This is a genomic window from Microbacterium paludicola, assembly GCF_015235415.1.
In the GTDB taxonomy this organism is placed as follows: Bacteria; Actinomycetota; Actinomycetes; order Actinomycetales; family Microbacteriaceae; genus Microbacterium; species Microbacterium paludicola.
The window spans coordinates 1-20,691 of record NZ_JADGLL010000046.1 but is presented as its reverse complement, the minus strand read 5'-3'; the positions used below and the strand labels follow the sequence as shown (position 1 = coordinate 20,691).

General features: G+C 70.4%; 16 protein-coding genes. 6 read left to right on the top strand and 10 right to left on the bottom strand.

Features of this window, described 5'->3' with window-relative positions:
* Positions 1 to 44 precede the first annotated feature (44 nt).
* Together IR155_RS13655 and IR155_RS13650 are read right to left on the bottom strand one after the other, a co-directional pair.
* Positions 45 to 1,496: an FAD-dependent oxidoreductase gene (locus IR155_RS13655; protein ID WP_135115362.1), complete on the bottom strand. Its 1,452-nt coding sequence runs from the start codon at positions 1,494 to 1,496 to the stop codon at positions 45 to 47.
* Positions 1,493 to 1,819: a hypothetical protein gene (locus tag IR155_RS13650; RefSeq protein ID WP_135115361.1), complete on the bottom strand. Its 327-nt coding sequence runs from the start codon at positions 1,817 to 1,819 to the stop codon at positions 1,493 to 1,495. The genes IR155_RS13655 and IR155_RS13650 overlap by 4 nt, the downstream gene beginning before the upstream one ends.
* Before the next feature lie 191 nt (positions 1,820 to 2,010).
* On the opposite strand from IR155_RS13650, the gene IR155_RS13645 reads away from it, so the two are divergent.
* The 3 genes from IR155_RS13645 (at position 2,011) to IR155_RS13635 (ending at position 5,678) form a co-directional block, all read left to right on the top strand.
* Entirely contained in the window at positions 2,011 to 3,141 is a 1,131-nt protein-coding gene (locus tag IR155_RS13645) for a hypothetical protein (RefSeq protein ID WP_194210343.1), read from the top strand.
* Between the two features lie 824 nt (positions 3,142 to 3,965).
* Entirely contained in the window at positions 3,966 to 4,316 is a 351-nt protein-coding gene (locus IR155_RS13640; RefSeq protein WP_135115360.1) for a YrdB family protein, read from the top strand.
* 3 nt (positions 4,317 to 4,319) lie between these two features.
* Positions 4,320 to 5,678, top strand: a complete 1,359-nt coding sequence (locus tag IR155_RS13635; RefSeq protein WP_135115359.1) for an FAD-binding oxidoreductase — start codon at positions 4,320 to 4,322, stop codon at positions 5,676 to 5,678.
* A 484-nt stretch (positions 5,679 to 6,162) separates the two neighbouring features.
* On the opposite strand, the gene IR155_RS13630 is transcribed toward IR155_RS13635, so the two are convergent.
* The 6 genes from IR155_RS13630 to IR155_RS13605 form a co-directional block, all read right to left on the bottom strand.
* Positions 6,163 to 6,942 carry a glucosamine-6-phosphate deaminase gene (locus tag IR155_RS13630; protein ID WP_135115358.1) on the bottom strand — a complete coding sequence of 260 codons (780 nt, stop codon included), beginning with the start codon at positions 6,940 to 6,942 and terminating at the stop codon, positions 6,163 to 6,165.
* Between the two features lie 54 nt (positions 6,943 to 6,996).
* Positions 6,997 to 7,962 carry an ROK family protein gene (locus IR155_RS13625; RefSeq protein WP_233441213.1) on the bottom strand — a complete coding sequence of 322 codons (966 nt, stop codon included), beginning with the start codon at positions 7,960 to 7,962 and terminating at the stop codon, positions 6,997 to 6,999.
* Between the two features lie 95 nt (positions 7,963 to 8,057).
* Positions 8,058 to 8,882 carry a carbohydrate ABC transporter permease gene (locus tag IR155_RS13620; RefSeq protein ID WP_228067241.1) on the bottom strand — a complete coding sequence of 275 codons (825 nt, stop codon included), beginning with the start codon at positions 8,880 to 8,882 and terminating at the stop codon, positions 8,058 to 8,060.
* Between the two features lie 122 nt (positions 8,883 to 9,004).
* Entirely contained in the window at positions 9,005 to 9,949 is a 945-nt protein-coding gene (locus IR155_RS13615; RefSeq protein ID WP_135115357.1) for a carbohydrate ABC transporter permease, read from the bottom strand.
* Positions 9,950 to 10,094: 145 nt separating this feature from the next.
* Entirely contained in the window at positions 10,095 to 11,372 is a 1,278-nt protein-coding gene (locus tag IR155_RS13610; protein WP_135115356.1) for a sugar ABC transporter substrate-binding protein, read from the bottom strand.
* Positions 11,373 to 11,453: 81 nt separating this feature from the next.
* Entirely contained in the window at positions 11,454 to 12,602 is a 1,149-nt protein-coding gene (locus IR155_RS13605) for an ROK family transcriptional regulator (RefSeq protein ID WP_135115355.1), read from the bottom strand.
* A gap of 98 nt (positions 12,603 to 12,700) precedes the next feature.
* Between IR155_RS13605 and IR155_RS13600 the strand changes: the two genes are divergently transcribed.
* From IR155_RS13600 to IR155_RS13590, 3 genes are all read left to right on the top strand, one after another.
* On the top strand, positions 12,701 to 14,134 hold the full coding sequence (locus IR155_RS13600) for a family 20 glycosylhydrolase (protein ID WP_135115354.1): 1,434 nt from the start codon (positions 12,701 to 12,703) through the stop codon (positions 14,132 to 14,134).
* A gap of 158 nt (positions 14,135 to 14,292) precedes the next feature.
* Positions 14,293 to 15,816: a L,D-transpeptidase family protein gene (locus IR155_RS13595; RefSeq protein WP_135115353.1), complete on the top strand. Its 1,524-nt coding sequence runs from the start codon at positions 14,293 to 14,295 to the stop codon at positions 15,814 to 15,816.
* Positions 15,817 to 15,941: 125 nt separating this feature from the next.
* The gene (locus tag IR155_RS13590) at positions 15,942 to 16,391 is read left to right on the top strand and encodes a GNAT family N-acetyltransferase (RefSeq protein WP_135115352.1); all 450 of its coding nucleotides are present in this window, start codon (positions 15,942 to 15,944) and stop codon (positions 16,389 to 16,391) included.
* Positions 16,392 to 16,793: 402 nt separating this feature from the next.
* On the opposite strand, the gene IR155_RS13585 is transcribed toward IR155_RS13590, so the two are convergent.
* Positions 16,794 to 18,608: an ABC transporter ATP-binding protein gene (locus IR155_RS13585; protein WP_135115351.1), complete on the bottom strand. Its 1,815-nt coding sequence runs from the start codon at positions 18,606 to 18,608 to the stop codon at positions 16,794 to 16,796.
* Entirely contained in the window at positions 18,605 to 20,467 is a 1,863-nt protein-coding gene (locus IR155_RS13580; RefSeq protein WP_135115350.1) for an ABC transporter ATP-binding protein, read from the bottom strand. The genes IR155_RS13585 and IR155_RS13580 overlap by 4 nt, the downstream gene beginning before the upstream one ends.
* Between the last annotated feature and the right edge of the window lie 224 nt (positions 20,468 to 20,691).

Here is a 20,691-nt window from a genome sequence, read left to right as displayed (position 1 = left end):
GTGAACGACCGGGGAGGGGTGACGCCGCCTGCGCCGGGGAGGTGTCAGCGCTGTTCGAGGGGCTCCGTCGCGGGGCCCTCGAGGACCGTGCCGTCGGGGGCGAAGCGCGAGGCGTGGAGGGGGCAGTCCCACGACCGCTCCGCGCGGTTCCACTGGAGGATTCCGCCCATGTGCGTGCAGACGCCCGAGACGCGGCAGGTGACGCCGTCGACCTGCGACTCGGCGACGGGATGGAGGCCGTCGCGCGTGACGCGCCCCTCCCCTTCCGCGAGCGCTCCCGATCCGGCCACCGCTCGCACGATCCCGGTCACCGCCGACGCGGCCACGCCCGCCTGGGCCGAGACGAACTCCGCCCCATCGCGGAGCTTCACGTGCGGCGAGAGGTCCCACGGCACCGGGGTGCCCAGGATCTCGCCCGCGATCGTCAGCGCCGCCGCCGCGCCGTTCGTCATTCCCCACTTGTTGAAGCCCGTGGCGGCATAGATGCGGTCGCTCACCGCTCCGTAGAACGGCACGTGCGTCACGGTCTGGTAGTCCTGAGCCGCCCACCAGAGCTCGCGCGTCGCGCCGGGGAAGGCCGCGGCCGTCCATGCGTCGAGCTCGCGGAGCATCCTGTCCGTCTCGCGCTCGCGGCCCGTCGTCCACGCGGGGCCGCCGACGACCAGCAGTCCCTCGGCGGTGCGCAGCGACCGGCTCTGCGGGTCGAGCGACAGGTACATGCCCGAGGGCACTTCGCCGGGCACCCGATACGCGCCGACAAGCGACCGCGACGGCTTCAACCGCGCGAAGAACCCCGCCTTGTCGATCACCGGGAACCCGCTCGTCACGACCACCTGGTCCGCGAGCACCGGCCCGCGCGACGTGGTGACAAGGGCACCGTCGTCCGTGATGTCGGCTCCGAGCACGCGGGTTCCGGTCACGACGGATCCGCCGTGGTCGCGCACCGATGCGGCGAGCTTCGCGAGCAGACGCATCGGATGGATCTGCCACTGTCCGCGCATCCGGATCGCGCGCGTCACCGGGTATGGGAGTCCGTGATCCTGTCCCGCGCCGAGCACGTCGACGTCGAGGCCGACGGCGGCGAGCGCCTCGAGCTCCTGCTCGATGCCGCGATCGCCCTCCTCGGTCGTGGCGTACGTGAAGGCATCGCGCTGGTCGATCCCCTCGCCGTCGAGCTCGCCGCGCACCCACTCCTGGCCGGCCCGGTTGGCCGCGACGTACGCCTCGAGTGCGTCGTCTCCGGCGTGCGAGCGGATGCCCGAGAACGTCGAGCCCTGCAGCAGCGACAGCTTCGCGGTGGTGTTGCCGGTCGCGACCGCGCCGACGTCCCGCGCCTCGAGCACGGCGACACTGCGCCCCGCCCGGGCGAGCTGCGCGGCCGTGGACAGACCGGCGATGCCGGCTCCGACGACGACGACATCCGCGCGCGCGGGCAACGTCGTGTCGACCTCGATCAGCGGCGAGGTCTCGTGCCAGAGGGAGCGGGGGCCAGTCATCCGGCGAGGCGGGCGACCGGGCGCTGACGGCCGCCGGGCGGGAAGTGCGCGATCGGCTTGGGCTTTGCCGCACCCGACGACGACGTCGCGGCGACGAGGTCCGCCGCCATCAGCAGCACACTCTGGATCGACGTGTGCCGGCTCGTTCCGCGGGTTCCGTGAACCCACACGACCTCGTACATGAGCTCGTGGAAATCGTCCATCGGGATCCGCTCCACGTAGGCGATGACGCTCGCGGCATCCGACGACGCAACGCTGCGATCGCAGACCCGCCAGGCCCCCTCTCCAAGGGGCACGAGCTCGAGCTGGTGATAGTTGTCCATGGTGTCTAAGCACCTCCATACCGAGTCTCTGCGCCCGCAGGGCCCGTCGAAAGAGGGTTGACACCCCGTGAGACGCCAGGTATCCGATCGACTCGCTAGGGCCGGATCCGCCTCACGTCAACCCCGTTCAGGAGCCGGATCGCGCCGCCCACGATGGAGGAAGACCACCGATCCCCGACCAGGAGGCGGACATGAGCGGCTACTACGAAGACCCCGACACCCAGGGCACCGACCCGGTCAGCGCCGAGCTCGGCGAGGACGGCCAGGGCGACCTCGCCCCCGAGGACCTCCCCCAGGACGGCGCGGTCGACGAGGGCGGATCCGTCCGGCTCGAGGACGACGTGCTCTCCGACGACCTCGAGGATGTCGGCACCACGTCATCCGACCGCAGCGCGGGTCTCGCGCCGGGGCCGGGCGACGTCATCTACGACGGCGACAACGTCGACACCATGCCTCGCCCCGCGGACGACTTCCGTCCCGCCGTGGATCCGGATGAGCTGGGCTCGCCGGGTGCTGTCGGGGAGAGCTCACTCGACACGGACGCGACGCCGACGGGCACGGGCGGCACGGCGTCCGGGATCGAGACGATCGCCCCGGGAGCCGACGCGCGCGCCGAGCACAGCGCCGGCACCATCGAGCAGCAGGAGCCCGTGCACGCGACGTCGAGCACGGCGGGCATGTCGCCGATCGACGCGGCGCGCGGTGGGACCGGCGCCGGTGGTGCGACGAGCGCCGACGACGGAGCGAGCGTTCCCCCGGGCCGCGAGGGCGCCGACTCGGGCGCCGTCGACAGCGTGGGCGTCGAGGGGTCGTCAGACCCCGACGTCGAGCGCTCCAGCCAGAACGACATCGCCGGGGTGGGCCCGGCGTCCGGCCTCGACGCGGGCGACGTCAGCACCGGCGGCGACGGGCCGACCGACGCGACGGGCTACGAGCCCGGCGCCGGCAACGCAGCCGCCGAGCCCGGAGCCGACCCGCAGGCCGTCAACGACGCGCCGACCCAGCACGACTCGGCCGACCGGGACATCCCGGGCGTCCCGGATGCCGTCGGCCCGGGCGGCGCCGGCGAGCAGTCGGGCACGCGTCAGGACCTGAACGACACGAACATCGCGCAGCAGGTGCAGGGCATCGTCGTGCAGATGCAGGGCGACCTCGGCACCGACCGCCTCGGGGAGGCGGAGGTGCAGGATGTGCTCGAGCGTCGCCTCACCGACGCCGGCATCAGCGCCGACGTCGAGCAGATCGAGCAGCTCGCCCGTGAGGTCGTCTCGGGCAGCGCCCCGACGGACGTCGACCAGGGCGAACCCGGCGCGAGCCGCTGAGATCTCCTCGTCCGGCTGGGAGAGCCCCGTCCCCGGCCGGACGAGGGCCAGCGGTGGGCGCTCAGCCGACGAACCCATCCGGGCGTCGCAACCCTCCGGGCGTCGAACACCTCCGGTCGGTGAGCCCCTTCCGGTCGTTGAGCGAAGTGAGCTTGCGAACGAAGTCGAAACGGGGTGAGCGAAGGAGCGCCAGCGACTGAGTCGAAGCCGACCTGTGCCCACCACGCCCGGCCGGTGGCTTCGACTCGCTTCGCTCGCTCAGCCCGTTTCGACTCCGCTGCGCTCCGCTCAACGATCAGTGGGTCGAACTCCCCTCCGGTCGTTGAGCACCTCCGGTCGTTGAGCGGAGTGAGCTTGCGAACGAAGTCGAAACGGGGTGAGCGAAGGAGCGCCAGCGACTGAGTCGAAGCCAACCTGTGCCCACCACGCCCGGCCGATGGCTTCAACTCCGCGGAGACCCGCACTGAGCGAGCGAAGCGAGTCGAAGTGTCGCTCAGCCCGTTTCGACTCCGCTTCGCTCCGCTCAACGACCGGAGCTGCGGCGGGCCCGCGCAGGCGGAGGGATCGGGTTCCGCCGGCGCATCAGGGTGTCTGGCCGCGTCGTCCGCTCTGCGGGCGACACGGACAGACGGGTCCCCTGCGAGCGCCGACGGAACCCGAGCCCGCAGCCGGAGCGACCTGTGCCGACCACCCGGCCGATGGCTTCGACTCGCTTCGCTCGCTCAGCCCGTTTCGACTCCGCTTCGCTCCGCTCAACGACCGGTGGGTTCGACTCCGCTGCGCTCCGCTCAACGACCGGGAGGGGCCGCCGTAGACTGGAACCCATGCCCGAAACCGCTACGCGCCGGATCTCCGCCCTCGACGTGCTGCGCTTCCTGACCGAGCTCGTCGCCGTCGGAAGCCTCGCGCTGTGGGGATTCCTCGCCTGGCCCCTGCCGTGGAACATCGTCGCCGGGCTCGGCGCGCCCGCGCTCGCCATCCTGCTGTGGGCGCTGTTCGTCTCACCCAAGGCCGTGTTCGCGGTGCACCCGTTCATCCGGATCGTCGTCGAGCTGCTGATCTTCCTGTCCGCGACGCTCGCGTGGTGGGCCCTCGGCCAGCCGTGGATCGGTCTCGCCGTCGGCGTGGTCAGCGTCGCGGTCGGCGTCGCGGTGGCACGGCGCGACGCCGCCTGACCGATGTCGGTCCTCGAGCGGCTGCGCGCCGAGCTCGGCGAGCTCGTCGACACAAGCCCGGCCTCCCTCGAACTCGCCCGCGCCGATAAGTCGGGGCACCGGGCATCTGCTCCCCCGCTGGCGGTCGTGCACGCCGAGACGGTCGAGCACGTGCAGGCGACGATGCGGATCGCGAGCGCCACCGGCACTCCCGTCGTCACGCGCGGCGCCGGCACCGGTCTCGCCGGGGCTGCGAACGCGGGCGGCGGCGAGATCGCCCTGTCCGTGCGGCGGATGACGCGCATCCTCGAGGTCTCCCCCGATGACCTGCTCGCGGTCGTCGAGCCCGGCATCCTGAACGCCGACCTCAACGCCCAGCTCGCCTCGCACGGTCTCTGGTGGGCGCCGGATCCGGCATCCCGCGCGATCTCGACCGTCGGCGGCAACATCGCCACGGGCGCCGGCGGCCTGCTGTGCGCGAAGTACGGCGTCGTGCGCGATGCGGTGCTCGGCGTCGACGTCGTGCTCGCCGACGGACGCCTGATCCGGATGGGACACCGCAGCGTCAAGGGGGTCACCGGCCTCGACCTCACCTCGCTCATGATCGGCTCGGAGGGGACGCTCGGCGTCATCGTCGGCGCCGCCCTGAAGCTGCGGCGCCTGGTGCCGGGCGAGGTCTGCACGGTCGCGGCGACGTTCCCGACCGTGCGGGATGCGGCATCCGGATCGTCCGCGGTCACGGCCGCCGGAATCCAGCCCGCGATCATGGAGCTGATGGATGCGACGAGCCTCGCCGCCGCCCACGCCCTGCTGGGGCTTCCGGCGCCGACGCCCGGGGCCTCGCAGCTGACGATCCAGACGGATGGGCCCGCCTCGCGCACCGAGGCCGACGCCATCGCCGAGGTGCTGCGCCGCGTTGGCGGCACGGTCACCATCACGTACGACCGCGAGGAGGGCGAGCGGCTGCTCGCAATCCGCCGCGCGATGCATCCGGCGATGGAGACGCTCGGCACGGCGCTGATCGAGGACGTCTCGGTGCCCCGCTCGCAGATGACCGCGATGTTCGACGAGATCGCGCGGGTCGAGCGGGAGCACGGCGTGGAGATCCCGACCGTCGCGCACGCGGGCGACGGCAACCTGCACCCGAACTTCATCTTCCAGGGCGACGAGGTGCCGCAGCAGATCTGGGATGCGGCGGATGACCTCTTCCGTTCCGCGATCCGGCTGGGCGGCACGCTCACGGGCGAGCACGGGATCGGCGTGCTGAAGCGCCGCTGGCTCGCCGACGAGCTCGGCCCGGATCAGTGGCAGCTGCAGCGCGACATCGCCCGGGTCTTCGACCCGCAGGGCATCCTCAACCCGGGCAAGGTCTTCGACGCCTGATCAGCGTTCGTCGAACGAGCGCAGCGCACCCGCGCATCTGTGCGAGCCGTCATCTCGACTCGCAAGCTCGCTCGATAACCGGGTTTGAGCAAAGGGCCTGCGCCCCCGCCGGTTGCTGAGCGAGCGCCAGCGAGCCGAAGCGACCGACCTTAAGCCGCCCATCCGTGCGGGCCGTCATCTCGACTCGCAAGCTCGCTCGATAACCGGGTTTGAGCAAAGGGCCTGCGCCCCCGCCGGTTGCTGAGCGAGCGCCAGCGAGCCGAAGCGACCGACCTTAAGCCGCCCGCGCGTGCGAGCCGTCATCTCGACTCGCAAGCTCGCTCGATAACCGGGTTTGAGCAAAGGGCCTGCGCCCCCCACCGGTTGCTGAGCGAGCGCCAGCGAGCCGAAGCGACCGGCCCGAAGCCGCCCACCCGTGCGACCCGGTCATCTCGACTCGCGCCGCTCGCTCGATAACCGGAGTGCGGGACCTGAAAAGACCCCGTTACAGCCCCTGCCAGGCGGGCTTGTTCGCGTAGGCGTAGCGGTAGTAGTCGGCGTGCGCGAGACGTGAGGCCGCCTGCTCGTCGATCACCACAGTGACGTGCGGGTGGAGCTGGATCGCCGAGCCCGGGAGCGACGCGGTCAGCGGACCCTCGAGCGCACCGGCGACCGCCTCGGCCTTTCCCTCGCCGAACGCGAGCAGCACGAGGTGCCGCGCCTCGAGGATCGTGCCGAGCCCCTGGGTGATGCAGTGCATCGGGACGTCGTCGATCGAGTCGAAGAAGCGAGCGTTGTCCTCTCGGGTCTGCTGCGTGAGCGTCTTCACACGCGTGCGGGATCCGAACGACGATCCCGGCTCGTTGAACCCGATGTGCCCGTCGGTGCCGATGCCGAGGATCTGCAGGTCGACCCCGCCCGCCTCGAGGATCGCTGCCTCGTAGATCTCGCCGTGGTGCTCGATGCCGTCGAGCGTCCCGTCGGGAACGCGGATGCGCGCGGGGTCGAGCCCGAGCGGGTCGACGACCTCGCGATGGATGACCGACCGGTAGCTCTCGGGATGCGCCGGGTCGAGACCCACGTACTCGTCGAGCGCGAAGCCGCGCACCTGCGAAACGTCCACGCCGGCGAGGCGCGAGCGCAGCGCCTCGTACACGGGCAGCGGGGTGGATCCGGTCGCCAGCCCCAGCACCGCATCGCGCTTGCGTGCGATCAGCGCGGCGATCTCGTCGGCGACGAGGGCTCCGGCGGCAGCGCGGTCGGGGACGATGACGATCTCAGCCATGGGAAGCCTCTCGTTCGGTTCAGAGCCAGGGCTCTCGTGTCCGTGTCGCGCCGTTCACCGGCCGAGGGCCGGTTCGTGCGTGGCGGGGACGGCGAGAGCCGCACCGAGCGCTCCTGCCGATGAATCCGGAGGGAGCAGTTCGATCCTCTCAGGCAGAGCGAGGGATGTCAGAAAAATCGATCGCGCAGAGCGCTCCACGAGCGCCGAACGAACAATCCCGCGCAGCCGATCGCCGAGGCGGGCCACCCCGCCGCCGATCACGATGACCGCCGGATCGACCGTGAGGGTGAGCACGTGCACGGCCGCCGCGACCCCGCGCGCGAGCTCGTCGCGCAGCGCGAGCGCATCCGGATCCCCGGCGTCGGCCGCATCGAAGAGGTCGCGGATCGGCAGTTCCCCGCCACGACCCCAGCGGCGGGCCACGGATGCGCCGCCGGCGAACGTCTCGATGCAGCCGCGCTGGCCGCACGGGCATTCCGGCCCGGCGGGGTCGATCGAGATGTGCCCGACCTCTCCGGCCGTGCCTCCCGATCCGCCCCACAGCCGCCCGTCGAGCACCAGGCCCGCCGCGATACCGGTGCCGAGGTTGAGGTACGCCATCGGCCGGTCGGCGGCCGCGGGGCGCTCGGCGACGAGCGTCGCGTGGGCTCCGAGCGCGGCGGCGTTCACGTCGTTCTCGACATGAACGGGCACGCCCAGGGCGCGCTCGAGGTCTCCGCCCAGATCCACCTCGGTGAGGCCGAGGTTCACGGCGTTGAGCACGCGGCCGCCGAGAATCTGGCCCGGGATGCCGACACCCGCCCCCGTGATCGACCCGACGCCCGGTTCGGCCGCGACGAGCGCCACGGCATCGCGGGCAGTGCGCAGCACTCCCTCCGCGCCGTGTTCGGTGCTCCGCCGCACCCGGGCGACGATGCGTCCGGCGTCGTCGACCGCCACCGCCTCGGCCTTGGTGCCGCCGATGTCGATGCCGATGCGGATGCCGGCTCCTGTCGTGGGCGGTCCGGGGCGTTTCGACACTTCGACTCGCTCCGCTCGCTCAGTGCGGCGCTCGCTTCGCTCGCTCAACGAACGAGGGGGCTGCTCGCTCAACGAACGAGACGGCTCGACCACGCTCATCCCTTGACGGCCCCGGACACGAGACCACCGGTCATCCGCCCCTGCACGATGAGGAAGAAGATGACGACCGGGATGCAGATCAGCGTGGAGCCGGCCATGACCGCGCCGTAGTTCGTCGCCTCGGTCGCCGACTGGAACGAGTTGAGCCAGGTCGGCAGGGTGAGGTTCTGGTCTTTCATCAGCAACAGCGCCATCGTGAACTCGTTCCACGACTGCATGAACGCGAAGATGCCGGTGGCGACGAGCCCCGGCGCGAGCAGCGGGAAGGTGACCCGCCAGAACGCGCCCTGCTTCGAGCATCCGTCGATCTGCGCTGCCTCCTCGAGCTCGGCGGGGACTCCCGCGACGAAGCCGCGCAGCGTCCACACCGTGAACGGGATGACCGCCGCGATGTGCACGAGACTCAACCCCAGCAGGGTGTTCATCAGGCGCATGTCGTCGATCAGGTTGTAGACCGTGAACATCATCCCCTCGCCCGGCATCATCTGGATGACGAGGATGATCACGATGAACGTGTGGCGACCCCGGAACTGGAACCGGGCGAGAGCGATCGACGCGAGGAACGCGAACAGCAGCGCGCACGCGACGACGATCACCACGATGAGCAGGCTCGTCCGCAGGGCGTTGGGGAAGTCGGTCTGTCCCGGCGCCGCGGGGCGCGTCCACGCGGTGACGTAGTTGAGCAGCGTCGGCTCGGTCGGCACGAGCGACGGGGTGCGGCTGATGATCTGATTTCCCGGCGTGAACGACAGGTTCACCATCCAGTACACGGGGAACACCGAGCAGACGAACACGATCAGCGCGAGCGCGTTGAACAGCATCCTCGCCCACCGGCTGCGCACGCCCGTGGGAGGGGCCGGGTCGCGGCGCGGCAGCCGCAGCGCGCGGGTGGTCGGCGCCATCGCCTCGGCGACGACGGGCGGGGCCTTGGGCACCAGGAGCGTCACGACTGGTCCTCCTTCAGGAGCTGACGGATGTTGAACCAGCTGATCGCCAGCATGATGATCACGATGAGCATGCCGATGGCGCTCGTCGCGCCGAACTCGCCGATGCCCTGGCGGAACAGGTAGACGGGCAGCACGTTCGTCTCCGACGCGATGCCGCCGCGGCTCTGCAGCGCGTACACCTGGGTGAACAGCTTCATGTTCCAGATGATCTGCAGCACGAGCAGCCCGCCGAGGACGGGGCGGATCGCGGGGAACACGACGTTCCAGAACCGCTTCCATCCGCCGGCGCCGTCGATCTCGGCGGCCTCGATCGTCTCGCGGGGGATCTGGCCCAGCGCGGCGTAGCTCGTGAACGCGACGAACGGGATCGCTCCCCACACCACGATGATCGTGAGCACCATCACGAAGGTCAGCGGATTCAGCAGCCACGAATGGTTGTGCCACAGCTGCGTGCCGGTCGCGGTGTTGAGCGCCCAGTTCACCAGGCCGTACTCGGTGTCGAAGATGAACCCCCACACCACGCTCGCGGTGAGCGGCGGGATGGCCCAGGCGAGCAGCAGGCCGATCGAGAGCGTGACGCGCATGACGCGGCCGATCTTGGTCATGAGCAGCGCGACGAGCACGCCGAGCACCATGATCAGCGTGGTCGTCAGGATCATGATCCCGATCGTCCGCGCCACGACGACGGGGAAGTCGCTGCGCGTGATGATCGCGATGTAGTTGTCGAGACCGACGAACTCGGGCGCGGTCTTCTGGATCTTGTGGCGCACCTGGTAGTCGGTGAAGGACTGCCAGATCATCTGGATGGCGGGATAGCCGACCATCAGGCCGAGCATGATGATCGCCGGCGCCAGCAGCGTCCACGACGACACGGCGTCACGGCGTCGCTTGCGGCGCTCGCGTTCTTCCCACGACAGGCGCGGGGCGAGTTCAAGTGTCATGGGATTCCTTGTCCAGTCCCGATTGCGGAGCGATCCTGCCGGTCATCTCGACTCGCTTCGCTCGCTCGATAACCACGGTTGCTGAGCGAGCTTGCGAGCCGAAGCGACCGGCTCGAGCCCACGTGAGGCTCGAGCCGGTCTGCGATCAGCCGTTGAGGATCGACTCGATCTCGGCGTCCAGCGCCTCGGCGACCGTCTTCACGTCCTCGCCCTGCGCGATCTTCACGAGCGAGTCCTGGATGACGAGGCTCGACTCGACCTCGGCCCAGTTCGGCGAGGTGGGCACGCCCTTGGAGTTGGCGAGCGCCTCGGCCTGCGCCTGCGCGACCGGGGTGTCGGGCAGCGAGTCGGCCGACTCCAGCAGCGCCGGCGTCAGACCGCCCTCGGCCATCAGGTCCTGGTAGCCCTTCGAGAGCATGATCTTCACGACCTCCTTGGCCATCGCCTGGTTCTCCGACAGCGCCGCGACGCCGATGTTCGAGCCACCCGCGAAGATCGGCGCTGTCTCACCCTCGGCGGCACCCGGCAGCGGGAACGCGCCGAGGTCCTTGCCGAACGTGTCGGGGCAGCCGGGGTTCTCGGCGTCGGGCTCGGCCAGGATCGACCACTGCATCCACGCGGGAGCCGACAGGAACGCCGTCTCGCCGGCGCAGAACGGCACGTGCGCGTCGGTCTCGTCGCCGTCGGTGGGCGCGTTCGTCGCCTCGGTGTAGACCTTCTGCAGCAGCTCGAGGCCCTTCAGCGACTCCTCGCTCGAGAACTGCGCGTCCCAGGTGTCGCCATCCTGCACCGCGATCTCGCCGCCGTACGTCCAGATGTACGGGAGCATGTTGTACCAGTCGCGACCGGGCGCGTAGATGCCGCTCATCGCGTCGGTCTTCTTCGCGATTCCCTGCTCGACGTACTCCTCGAGCGTGGTGGGAAGCGACGCGGGGTCGACGATCTCAGGCGAGTAGAACACCACGCGGCCTCCCGCGTAGTACGGCGCGGCGTAGAAGGTGCCGTCGTAGGTGCCGGCCTCCTCGAGACCGGGGTTCAGGTCGCCGAGGTCGCCGCGGATGTCGCTGAGGTCCGAGAACAGCCCCTGGTCGATGAAGCCGATCGCCTGCGTGTTGCCGACCTCGACGACATCCGGGGTGTCGTTCGACTGCAGCGCCGCGACGTAGGTCTCCGACACATCCGCCCAGGTCTTCTCCTCGAGCTTGAGCGTCCAGCCCTCGTTCTCCGACTCGAACGTGTCGACAAGGTACTCGCGGGCCGTCTCGGGGGTGTCGGTGCCGACGACCCACACGGTCAGCTCGCCGGTCTCGGCCGGCGGTGCGTCGCTCGCGTCGCCCGCTGGCGCGCTGGTGGAGCTGCAGCCGGCGAGCGCGAGCACGCCGGCGCCGAGCAGGCCGATGCCCGCAAGTGCCTTCTTGTTCATAGGTTTCGTCCTTCGGGATTTGTGTGGGTGGGGGGTGGTGCTGCTGCGGCACCGGGGCGTCTTCGCCCCGCTGGGTCTCGGCTATGAGACCCCGAGTTCGCCGTCGAGGATCAGGACGACGGCGCCACGCAGCACGACGTCGTCCCCCTGGGCGGACATCCGCACCTGCACGTCCTCGTGGAGGAACGTGCGGGCGCGAAGCATGGTGGTCGCGGTCTCGCGGAGAATCCCGTCGAGCAGGTCTGCGGGCCCGGACAGGACGATCTCCGAGAGATCGAGTACGCCGACGATGGGCGCGATGGCGATCGCCAGCCGCTCCCCCGCGTCGCGGAGGACGTCGTCCCGATCGGCGCCCTGGGCGATCCGGTCTTCGAGCGAGCGGATGGACATCCACGATTCGAGGCAGCCGCTCTTTCCACATACGCAGAGCGGACCGACGTCGGCGCCGACCGTGACGTGCCCGATCTCACCTGCCGCGCCGCGGCTGCCGCGCATGAGCTCGCCGCGCGTGAGCAGGCCGCCGCCGACACCGCGGCCGACCTTCACGACGAGGACGTCTCCGCTCGCGCCCCCGAGCGTGTACTCGGCGAGCGCCGCCACGTCGGCGTCGTTCGCGACATGAACGGGAACGCCGAGTTCATCGGTGAGCATCTGCCGCAGCGGCAGGTCGAACCAGCCGAGGTTCGGGGAGCTGTGCACGACGCCGTCCCCCGAGATGATGCCGGGCGCGCCGACTCCCACTCCGAGCACGCGCCGCGGGGCGGTCTCGAGCAGGGCCGTCGCCAGCTGCCGCAGGGCAGCCAACGCACCTTCCGCATCGCCGTCGGGCGGGCGGGGAACGGCCCGACGGTCGATCACCGAGCCCGCCAGGTCGATCACGGCGCCGCGGTACTCGCGACTGTCCGACAGGTCGAGGCCCACAACCTGGAGACCGGACCGGTCGAGGTCGACGAGCATCGCCGGCTTGCCGGGCCGGGAGCCCTGACGCGTTCCCTGCTCGACGACAAGTCCGTCGCCGACGAGTTCGCCGACGAGGTCGGATGTGGTCACCCGGGTGAGGCCCGTGACGCGAGCGAGGTCGGCGCGGCTCATCGCGCCGTCATGGAACAGCGTCGTCAGCACGAGTGAGCGATTGTGTCCTCGGGCGTGACCGGGCAGCACCTTCGCCCTGGCGCCGCGCCCACCGGGGGTCGCGGTCGCCGGGCCGAGCACGCCACTGCGAGAGATCATGTTTGTAAGGTCCTCTTACGAACCGGATCCCGCAAGAGAGGAACAGCGGTTTGCAAGGGATGTTTACAAAACCGTGACAAGCCCGTAGCGTGCCGAACATGCCGCTCGCCCTCATCCCGTGGCCGTCGTCCGTCACGCCCGTGGACGGCCCTCCGCTGCGCCCCCAGCCCGGCACGCGGCGCGAGATCGCCCAGCGCCTCGCGGCCTCCGCCGAGCGCCTGATCCTCGAGGGCCACGGCCCCGAGGGGTACCAGCTGATCGTGAGCGCGGCGGGTGTGCGGATCGAATCGTCCACCGCCGCCGGCGCGTTCTACGCCGAGCAGACCCTCGCCCAGCTCGTGCAGCTCGACGCGGACGGTCCGCTCCTGCCTGCAGTGGAGATCCGCGACGTCCCCCGCTTCGGCTACCGCGGCGTGATGCTCGACGTCGCGCGGCATTTCCACCCCGTCTCCACCGTGGAGGCCGTGATCGACCGCGCCGCCGCACTCAAGCTCAACGCGCTGCACCTCCACCTCACCGACGACCAGGGCTGGCGTCTTGAGCTCGCCTCCCATCCCGAACTCGCGCACCGCGCATCCGGCACCTCGGTGGACGGCGACCCCGGCGGCTTCTACACGCGCGCCGAGTACGCGGGAATCGTCGAGTACGCCGCCGCGCGCCACATGATCGTGGTGCCCGAGTTCGACCTTCCCGGCCACACGCACGCCGTCGGTCTCAGCCACCCCGAGCTGCTCGCCGATCCCGTGATCAGCGAGCACATCGTCGAGATCACGGAGCAGTACGGCGGCGGCGGGCTCCCCGAGCAGGGCGTTCCGTACACCGCGATCGCCGTGGGGTTCTCGTCGCTCCGCGCCGATGCCCCCGGGCTCGAGCCTTTCCTGCGCGAGGTGCTGGGCGAGATCGCGGCCGTCACCCCCGGCCCGTATGTGCACGTCGGCGGCGACGAGGCGCTCGGCACCGACCCGGCCGACTTCCGCGCGATGATCGAGCTCGCCACCCGCATCGTCGCCGAGACCGGCAAGACCCCGCTGACCTGGCACGAGGCGAGCGTCGCCGATCTGCCCCGCGGCACGATCGGCCAGTACTGGGGCTTCCGCACCGGAGACCACGCCGAGCGCGCGCGGGCCTTCGCCGACAAGGGCGGCCGGCTCATCCTGTCGCCCGCCGACGCCATCTACCTCGACATGAAGTACGACGCCGAGACCCCCATCGGCCTGACATGGGCGGATGGGCCGACGAGCGTCGCCCGCTCCTACGACTGGGACCCGGCGGGCGTCATCCCCGACCTCCCCGAGCCGGCGATCCTCGGCGTCGAGGCGCCACTGTGGACCGAGACGGTGCGCACGCTCGCCGACATCGACCTGCTGATGTTCCCGCGGATCGGATCGGCGGCGGAGGCGGGATGGTCGCCGCCCGCCGGCAGCGCCGAGCGCACGTGGGAGTCGTTCCGGGAGCGGATCGCCGGGCTCGCGGAGGCGTGGACCGAGGCGGGCATCGGCTTCCACCGCGCGGACGACGTCCCCTGGCGCTGATCCCGGTGACCAGCAACGGCGACCACCGGATGCTCAGCGCATCGTAGTGATTCCGTAATCGCACCACTGTCTGACCGGCCGGTTGCGGCCATACCCTATGTTGACGGCATCTCTGCGCAACCGATCGGCGCGCGGATCCGAGTCATCAGGGGGTAATCGTGACGGACGTGGCGACCAAGCCCGAGGGCGTGAGCGACGGCAGCGGGGCGGGCGACACGCCCACCGCGGTGACCACCGTGCTCGCGCCCGGTGAGGCGACCCCCGAGGTCCAGTGGGCGCAGGCGGATCCGCCGAAGAAGCGCCACCTCGGCGCGTGGCTCGGTTTCGGCATCCCGACCGGCCTCCTCGCCGCGGGCGCCGTTGTCGCCTCGCTCGTCCTGATCGCGCCCGGCGTCACCGCCGCCGGCGCCCCGGTCGGCCTGATGACGCAGGGCGCTGCCGCCGAGGCCGTCGCCACCCACCTCGCCGACACCGAGTTCACGATCGGCGGCGCGACCCTCACGGGCGAGGAGCTCGGGCTCTCGATCGACGCGCAGGCCGTCGCGGGCGACGCGTTCGAGTCGTACCCCGCCTGGAACCTCGGCACCTGGGGTCAGGGCGAGGCCAGCGGCACCGTCACCATCGACGCCGAGAAGGCCACCGAGGCGCTGCGCGCCGCGGTGCCTGACCTGTACTCCGACTCGGTGAACGCCCAGGTCGTGTTCGACGGCGAGTCGAAGACCTACACCGTCGAGGAGTCCCAGGCGGGTCAGGGCGTCGACGTCGAGGCCCTCGCCGCGAGCGTCACCGAGGCCATCGCCGCCGGCCCCACCGAGGGCGCGCCGATCGAGATCTCCGCCACGCAGGCCGAGGTCGAGGCCGCCGCGACCACCGACGAGGCGCAGGCCTTCGCCGCGAAGCTCAACGACCAGGCAGACGCCGCGGGCTTCTACCTGCAGGACGAGCGCGCGCACGGCGTGACGCTCGGCGAGATCCAGTCGTGGATGGACATCCAGGCCGACCCCGAGACGGGCGACTTCGTTGTGACCCCCGACATGGGCGCGATCGAGGAGGCGATCAAGGATCTCCCGGCAAAGGTGAACCAGGACGTCGTCAACGAGAAGGTCGTCACGAACTCGAAGGGCGACCACCTGCACGTGCTGCAGGAGGGCCAGAACGGCTTCGGCATCGAGTCGACCGAGGGCGTGGCCGCGAGCGTCGCCGACTCGCTGAAGGGCGGCGACCTGCAGTTCGAGCTGCAGGGCGACGTCGTGAAGTTCGAGACCCAGACGGTGTTCCGCCGCGTCGAGGTCGACAAGAGCGCCGGCATGACCTACATGTACGAGGGCCCGAAGTCGGGCGAGGAGAAGCTGACCGCGTCGTACCCCGTCGCGTTCGGCAAGCCCGGCTACGACACCCAGACCGGCCACTACACCGTGTACGGCCAGCTGACCCAGCAGAACATGGGCTCCTGCACGCCGGACGGCGAGTTCAAGCCGGGCGGCAGCTACGACTACTGCACGGCGAACGTGAAGTGGGTCACGTACTTCAACGGCGACCAGGGCTTCCACGGCACGTACTGGCACAGCAACTTCGGGCCAGGCAACTTCCTCAGCCACGGCTGCGTCAACATGACCGAGGCGGCCGCCGAGCACATGTACCGCTTCGCGCAGGTCGGCACCGAGGTCTGGGTCCACGACTGAGTGAGACTCCCCGGATCTGCGGATCTGGGGAGTTCTCCCCCCCATTCCATCGCGCGCACGTCCCGCCGACGGGAGCCGGGAAACTCGCTTGCGCGCCCCATCCGGGGAGCGGTTAGCCTGGCAGTATGACGCTGAACCTGGTCGAGCTCTCCGCCGCGACGATCGTCGCGGTGAACACCATGTCGCTGAAGCCCGGTCAGGAGCAGTTCCTCGCTCCGGTGTCGTACGGCATCGCCGCGACCGTCATCAATCCGTCAAAGGCCTGGCAGCGGGTGGTTCTCGACGGCGATGACGTCGTCGGCTTCGTCAGCGCGAGCTTCGACGAGGAGGCGCCGAGCGAGCACTTCCGCTCCGTGCTGCTGCGCATCAACGTCGATGCGGACGACCAGGGACGCGGCATCGGCCGCTTCGCCGTCGAGGCTCTCGTCGAGGAGGTGCGCCGCCGTGGGCTCGATCACCTCACCGTGATCTACGAGGCCGGCGAGGGCGGGCCCGAGGCCTTCTTCCACCGTGTCGGCTTCACACCGGTGGGCGAGACGGAGTACGGTGAAGTGGTCGCTGAGATTCGCGTCTAGAGATCCGGTCGACGGGGGATCCTCACTTCGACTTGTCTCATCGGTGCGACCTCGAGTCGCGGGCGCTGAGCTCATGCCGGCGGCGGGGTCTCGACTCCCCCTCCCCCATCGAGACCCCGTCGCCATCCTCTTCACACCCGAAAGGCGAGAGCCGGATCCGCAGGATCCGCTCTCGCTTTTCCACATCCCCCGCAGACCTTCACAAGCCGGACCTGACGAGCACCTCCCGCGGGCCGAGCGAAGGCGCAGGGGCCGGGTTCCGATGGCGCATCAGGGTGTCCGGCGTGCTCGTCCGCTCTGCGGGCGAGCACGCCGGACGGGTCCTCTGCTAGCGCCAACGGAACCCGAGCCCCGCAGCCGAAGCGCACGCGCCCCGCAGCCGAAGCGCAACCCTGGCGGGGATCAGACGAGCGACTCCCGCCAAGCGGCGTGAAGCTGCGCGAACTTGCCCGTCCCCGCGATGAGCGCCTCCGGGGTGTCGTCCTCGATGACCGCCCCGTGCTCCATGACGAGCACGCGGTCGGCGATCGCGACGGTCGACAGGCGGTGGGCGATGATGATCGCGGTGCGGTCGGCGAGCAGGGTCTGCAGCGCATCCTGGATCGCGCGCTCGGACGGGATGTCGAGCGAGGCGGTCGCCTCATCCAGGATCAGGACCGACGGGTCTGCGAGGAACGCGCGTGCGAACGAGATCAGCTGGCGCTGGCCCGCGGAGACGCGTCCGCCGCGCTTGTTGACGTCGGTGTGGTACCCGTCGGGGAGGCTCTGGATGAACGCGTCGGCGCCCACGGCCTTGGCGGCGGCGACGATCTCGTCGAACGTCGCGTCGGGGCGTCCGAGCGCGATGTTGTCGGCGACCGTGCCGCTGAACAGGTAAGCCTCCTGGGTGACCATCACGATGGCGCGGCGCAGGTCGCGCGGGTGGAGGTCGCGCAGGTCGACGCCGTCGAGCGTGACCCGCCCCTTGCTCGGGTCGTAGAAGCGCGAGACGAGCTTCGCGAGGGTCGACTTGCCGGCGCCCGTGGTGCCGACGAGGGCGACCGTCTGCCCCGCGGGGATGTCGAGCGAGAAGGCGGGCAGGATCACCCGGCCCGTTCCGTAGGCGAAGGTGACGTCCTCGAAGCGGATGCCGCCACGCGCGTCGGGCAGGGCGACGGGGGCCGTGGGATCCGGCACGGTCGGCTCCTCCTCGAGCACTCCCGACACCTTCTCGAGGGCCGCGGATGCCGCCTGGAACGAGTTCAGGAACATGGCGACCTCCTGCAGCGGCGTGAAGAAGTTGCGCACGTACAGCACCGCCGACAGCAGCAGGCCGACGGAGAACTCGCCCCAGGTGAGCCGGACGCCGCCCCAGAGGACGACGATGCCGATCGAGAAGGCGGAGATCGCCATCAGGCCGGGCTCGAAGGTGCCGAACAGGCGGATCGAGCGCATGTTGACGTCGCGGTAGTCCATCGCGAGGTCGCCGAACTCGTCCTCGTTGCGCGGCTCGGTGCGGAACGCCTTGCCCGCGCGGATGCCCGTCATGGTCTCGACGAACTTCACGATCACCTTCGCGCTGATCACGCGGGAGTCGCGGTATGTGCGCTGCGAGGCCAGGTAGAACCAGCGCATCAGGAACGCCAGCGGCACGGCGGCGACGACGAGCACGAGACCCGACTGCCAGTCGATGATCATCAGCGCGATGAAGGTGAACGCGCCGTAGAGGACACCGTTGACGAGCTGCGTCAGTCCGCCGTTGAGGAGTTCGCGGATGGTGTCGAGGTCGCTCGTCTGGCGCGAGATGATCCGGCCCGACGTGTAGCTCTCGTGGAACTCGAGGCTCAGCAGCTGCGTGTGGCGGAAGACGCGTGTGCGCAGGTCGAGCAGCACGTTCTGCGTGACGCGGGCGGCGAGGATGTCGTACCAGGCGAGCAGGGACGCGCCGCCGACGGCGGTCACCAGGTAGGCACCGCCGATGAGCCAGGCGGGGCCCCAGTCTGAGCGCTCGAGCACGGCGGGCAGCGCCTCTTTGATCCCGAGGCCGAGCAGCGCCGGGCCGAGCACGCGCAGCGCGGTCTGCGCGACGACGACGATGCCGACGAGGATGACCTGGCCCCGCATCGGTCGCAGCAGCGACCAGAGGAGCTTCAGCGAGCGCCGGCGGATCGCCTTGCTCTCCTCGCGCGTGTAGTCGGAGCGGTCCTCGCCCGCGGTTCCCTGCACTGTGCTGCTCATCGCGCTTCCCCATCCTGAGCGGTGATGACGTCGAGTTCCGACGTGGGGTTCGGGTCGTTGCGCCACGCGCGCTCCTCGGCTTCCTCGCGCTCGAAGCTCGAGATGACGGAGCGGTAGTGCGACGAGGAGGCCATCAGCTCGGCGTGCGTGCCGATGGCGGTGATGCGCCCGCCCTCGAGCAGGGCGACGCGGTCCGCGAGGGCAACGGTCGAGGGGCGGTGGGCCACGATCAGCGCCGTGGTGCCGGCGAGCACGCGGCGCAGCTCGTGCTGCACGCGCTCCTCGGTGTCGACGTCGAGGGCCGACAGCGGGTCGTCCATCACGATCACGGCGGGGCGGGCGGCGACCGCGCGGGCGAGCGCGAGGCGCTGGCGCTGTCCGCCCGAGAGCGACAGGCCCTCCTCGCCGATCATGGTGTCCACGCCCTGCGGCGGGTCGTCGACGAACGCCGCCTGTGCGACGGCGAGCGCCTCGCGCAGCACGCGCTCGGCCTCGGGGCTGCCCGGGTCGAGGTCGTCGCGGCCGAGCAGCACGTTGTCGCGCACCGAGGCCGAGAACAGGGTGGCGTCCTCGAACGCGGTCGCGATGATCCGGCGCAGGTCGACGAGACGCAGGTCGCGCACGTCGACGCCGTCGATCGTGACGCGGCCGCCCGTGACGTCGTAGAGGCGCGTGGGAAGCGTCGTCAGCGTGGTCTTTCCCGATCCGGTCAGGCCCACGAGCGCCATCGTCTCGCCCGGTCGCACCGCGAGGTCGATGCCGTTCAGCAGATCCGGCTCCGCGCCGCCGGCGTCCTGGTAGCGGAAGTGCACGCCCTCGAACGCGAGCGCACCCTGCGGATCCCGGATCTCCACCGGCTGCGCGGGGTCGGTGATGTCGTTGTGCGCGTCGAACACCTCGAAGATGCGGTCGGTGGCGGTGCGGGCATCCATCGTGAAGGCGAAGAAGAACCCGATCGACTCGATCGGCCAGCGCAGGATGGTCGCCATCGCGAAGTACGCGAGCAGCTGGGGCACGTCGATCTGCCCCATCGACGCGAGCAGGATGCCGAGCACGAGCGAGACCGCGAACGCGACCTCGGGCATGAACACGAGCCAGAAGTCGATGCGGGCGATCGATCCCGCCTTGCGCATCTCGGTGTCGCGCAGGGTCTGGGCCTGACGCGTGAAGCGGTGGAGGGCGTGCGGGCCGCGTCCGAAGGCCTTCAGCACGCGGATGCCGTGCACGCTCTCCTCGACGCTGGTCGCGAGGTCGCCCTGCTGATCCTGGCTGAGGCGCGTGAGCGTGCCGTACTGCTTCTCGAACAGGAAGCCCTGGATCCACAGGGGCAGGCCCGAGACGATGAAGACCGTGGCGAGCGCCCAGTGCCACTGGTACAGCAGCACCGCGCCGATGATCACGGTGAGGACGTTCACCACCAGCAGGATGAGGCCGAACGCCATCCAGCGGCGGATGAGGCTGATGTCCTGCATCATGCGGCTGAGCAGCTGGCCCGACTGCCAGCGGTCGTGGAACGACACGGGCAGGTGCTGAAGGCGGCTGTAGAACGTGCGCCGGATGTCGTACTCGACGAGGGTCGCGGGGCCGAGCACCAGCCAGCGGCGCAGGTAGACCATGAGTGCTTCGAGAAGGCCGAGCACGAGCACCGCGACCGCGCCCCACACCACGGCGGTGGTGTCGCCCGATGCGATCGGACCGGAGACCAGCTGCTCGAGGACGATCGGGATCATCAGCGCGATGACGGCCGCGCCGAGTGCGGTGAGCGCGCCGAAGCCGAGCCGCGGCAGCACGGGACGGGCGAATTCGAGCAGGCGCAGGAGCGCCCTGGGAGTGGACAGGCGCGGAGAAGGGCTGGTCATGATCTCTCGAGAAAGGGGTTTCGTGCCGGAACCGGCGGAGCCTTCCAACCTATTGCCCGGAAAGCGCTGACCGCAATGAGTCAGGGCTGATCAGGGCAGAGTTTCGCTCCTGTTCGACCGTATCCCGGCTCGCGCGCCCCGAGGGCGGTCCGGCGGACACCCGCCGCTTCTGGTCGTTGAGCGAGCGAAGCGAGTCGAAACGCCGCACCCACCCACCTTGCTCT

Bases quoted from the DNA above. Each gene is read 5' to 3' on its own strand.
- IR155_RS13605 (WP_135115355.1), bottom strand. From the start codon at position 12,602: ATGATCTCTCGCAGTGGCGTGCTCGGCCCGGCGACCGCGACCCCCGGT.
- IR155_RS13630 (WP_135115358.1), bottom strand. From the start codon at position 6,942: ATGGCTGAGATCGTCATCGTCCCCGACCGCGCTGCCGCCGGAGCCCTC.
- IR155_RS13645 (WP_194210343.1), top strand. From the start codon at position 2,011: ATGAGCGGCTACTACGAAGACCCCGACACCCAGGGCACCGACCCGGTC.
- IR155_RS13600 (WP_135115354.1), top strand. From the start codon at position 12,701: ATGCCGCTCGCCCTCATCCCGTGGCCGTCGTCCGTCACGCCCGTGGAC.
- IR155_RS13635 (WP_135115359.1), top strand. From the start codon at position 4,320: ATGTCGGTCCTCGAGCGGCTGCGCGCCGAGCTCGGCGAGCTCGTCGAC.
- IR155_RS13585 (WP_135115351.1), bottom strand. From the start codon at position 18,608: ATGAGCAGCACAGTGCAGGGAACCGCGGGCGAGGACCGCTCCGACTAC.
- IR155_RS13580 (WP_135115350.1), bottom strand. From the start codon at position 20,467: ATGACCAGCCCTTCTCCGCGCCTGTCCACTCCCAGGGCGCTCCTGCGC.
- IR155_RS13615 (WP_135115357.1), bottom strand. From the start codon at position 9,949: ATGACACTTGAACTCGCCCCGCGCCTGTCGTGGGAAGAACGCGAGCGC.
- IR155_RS13640 (WP_135115360.1), top strand. From the start codon at position 3,966: ATGCCCGAAACCGCTACGCGCCGGATCTCCGCCCTCGACGTGCTGCGC.
- IR155_RS13655 (WP_135115362.1), bottom strand. From the start codon at position 1,496: ATGACTGGCCCCCGCTCCCTCTGGCACGAGACCTCGCCGCTGATCGAG.
- IR155_RS13610 (WP_135115356.1), bottom strand. From the start codon at position 11,372: ATGAACAAGAAGGCACTTGCGGGCATCGGCCTGCTCGGCGCCGGCGTG.
- IR155_RS13590 (WP_135115352.1), top strand. From the start codon at position 15,942: ATGACGCTGAACCTGGTCGAGCTCTCCGCCGCGACGATCGTCGCGGTG.
- IR155_RS13650 (WP_135115361.1), bottom strand. From the start codon at position 1,819: ATGGACAACTATCACCAGCTCGAGCTCGTGCCCCTTGGAGAGGGGGCC.
- IR155_RS13620 (WP_228067241.1), bottom strand. From the start codon at position 8,882: ATGCTGTTCAACGCGCTCGCGCTGATCGTGTTCGTCTGCTCGGTGTTC.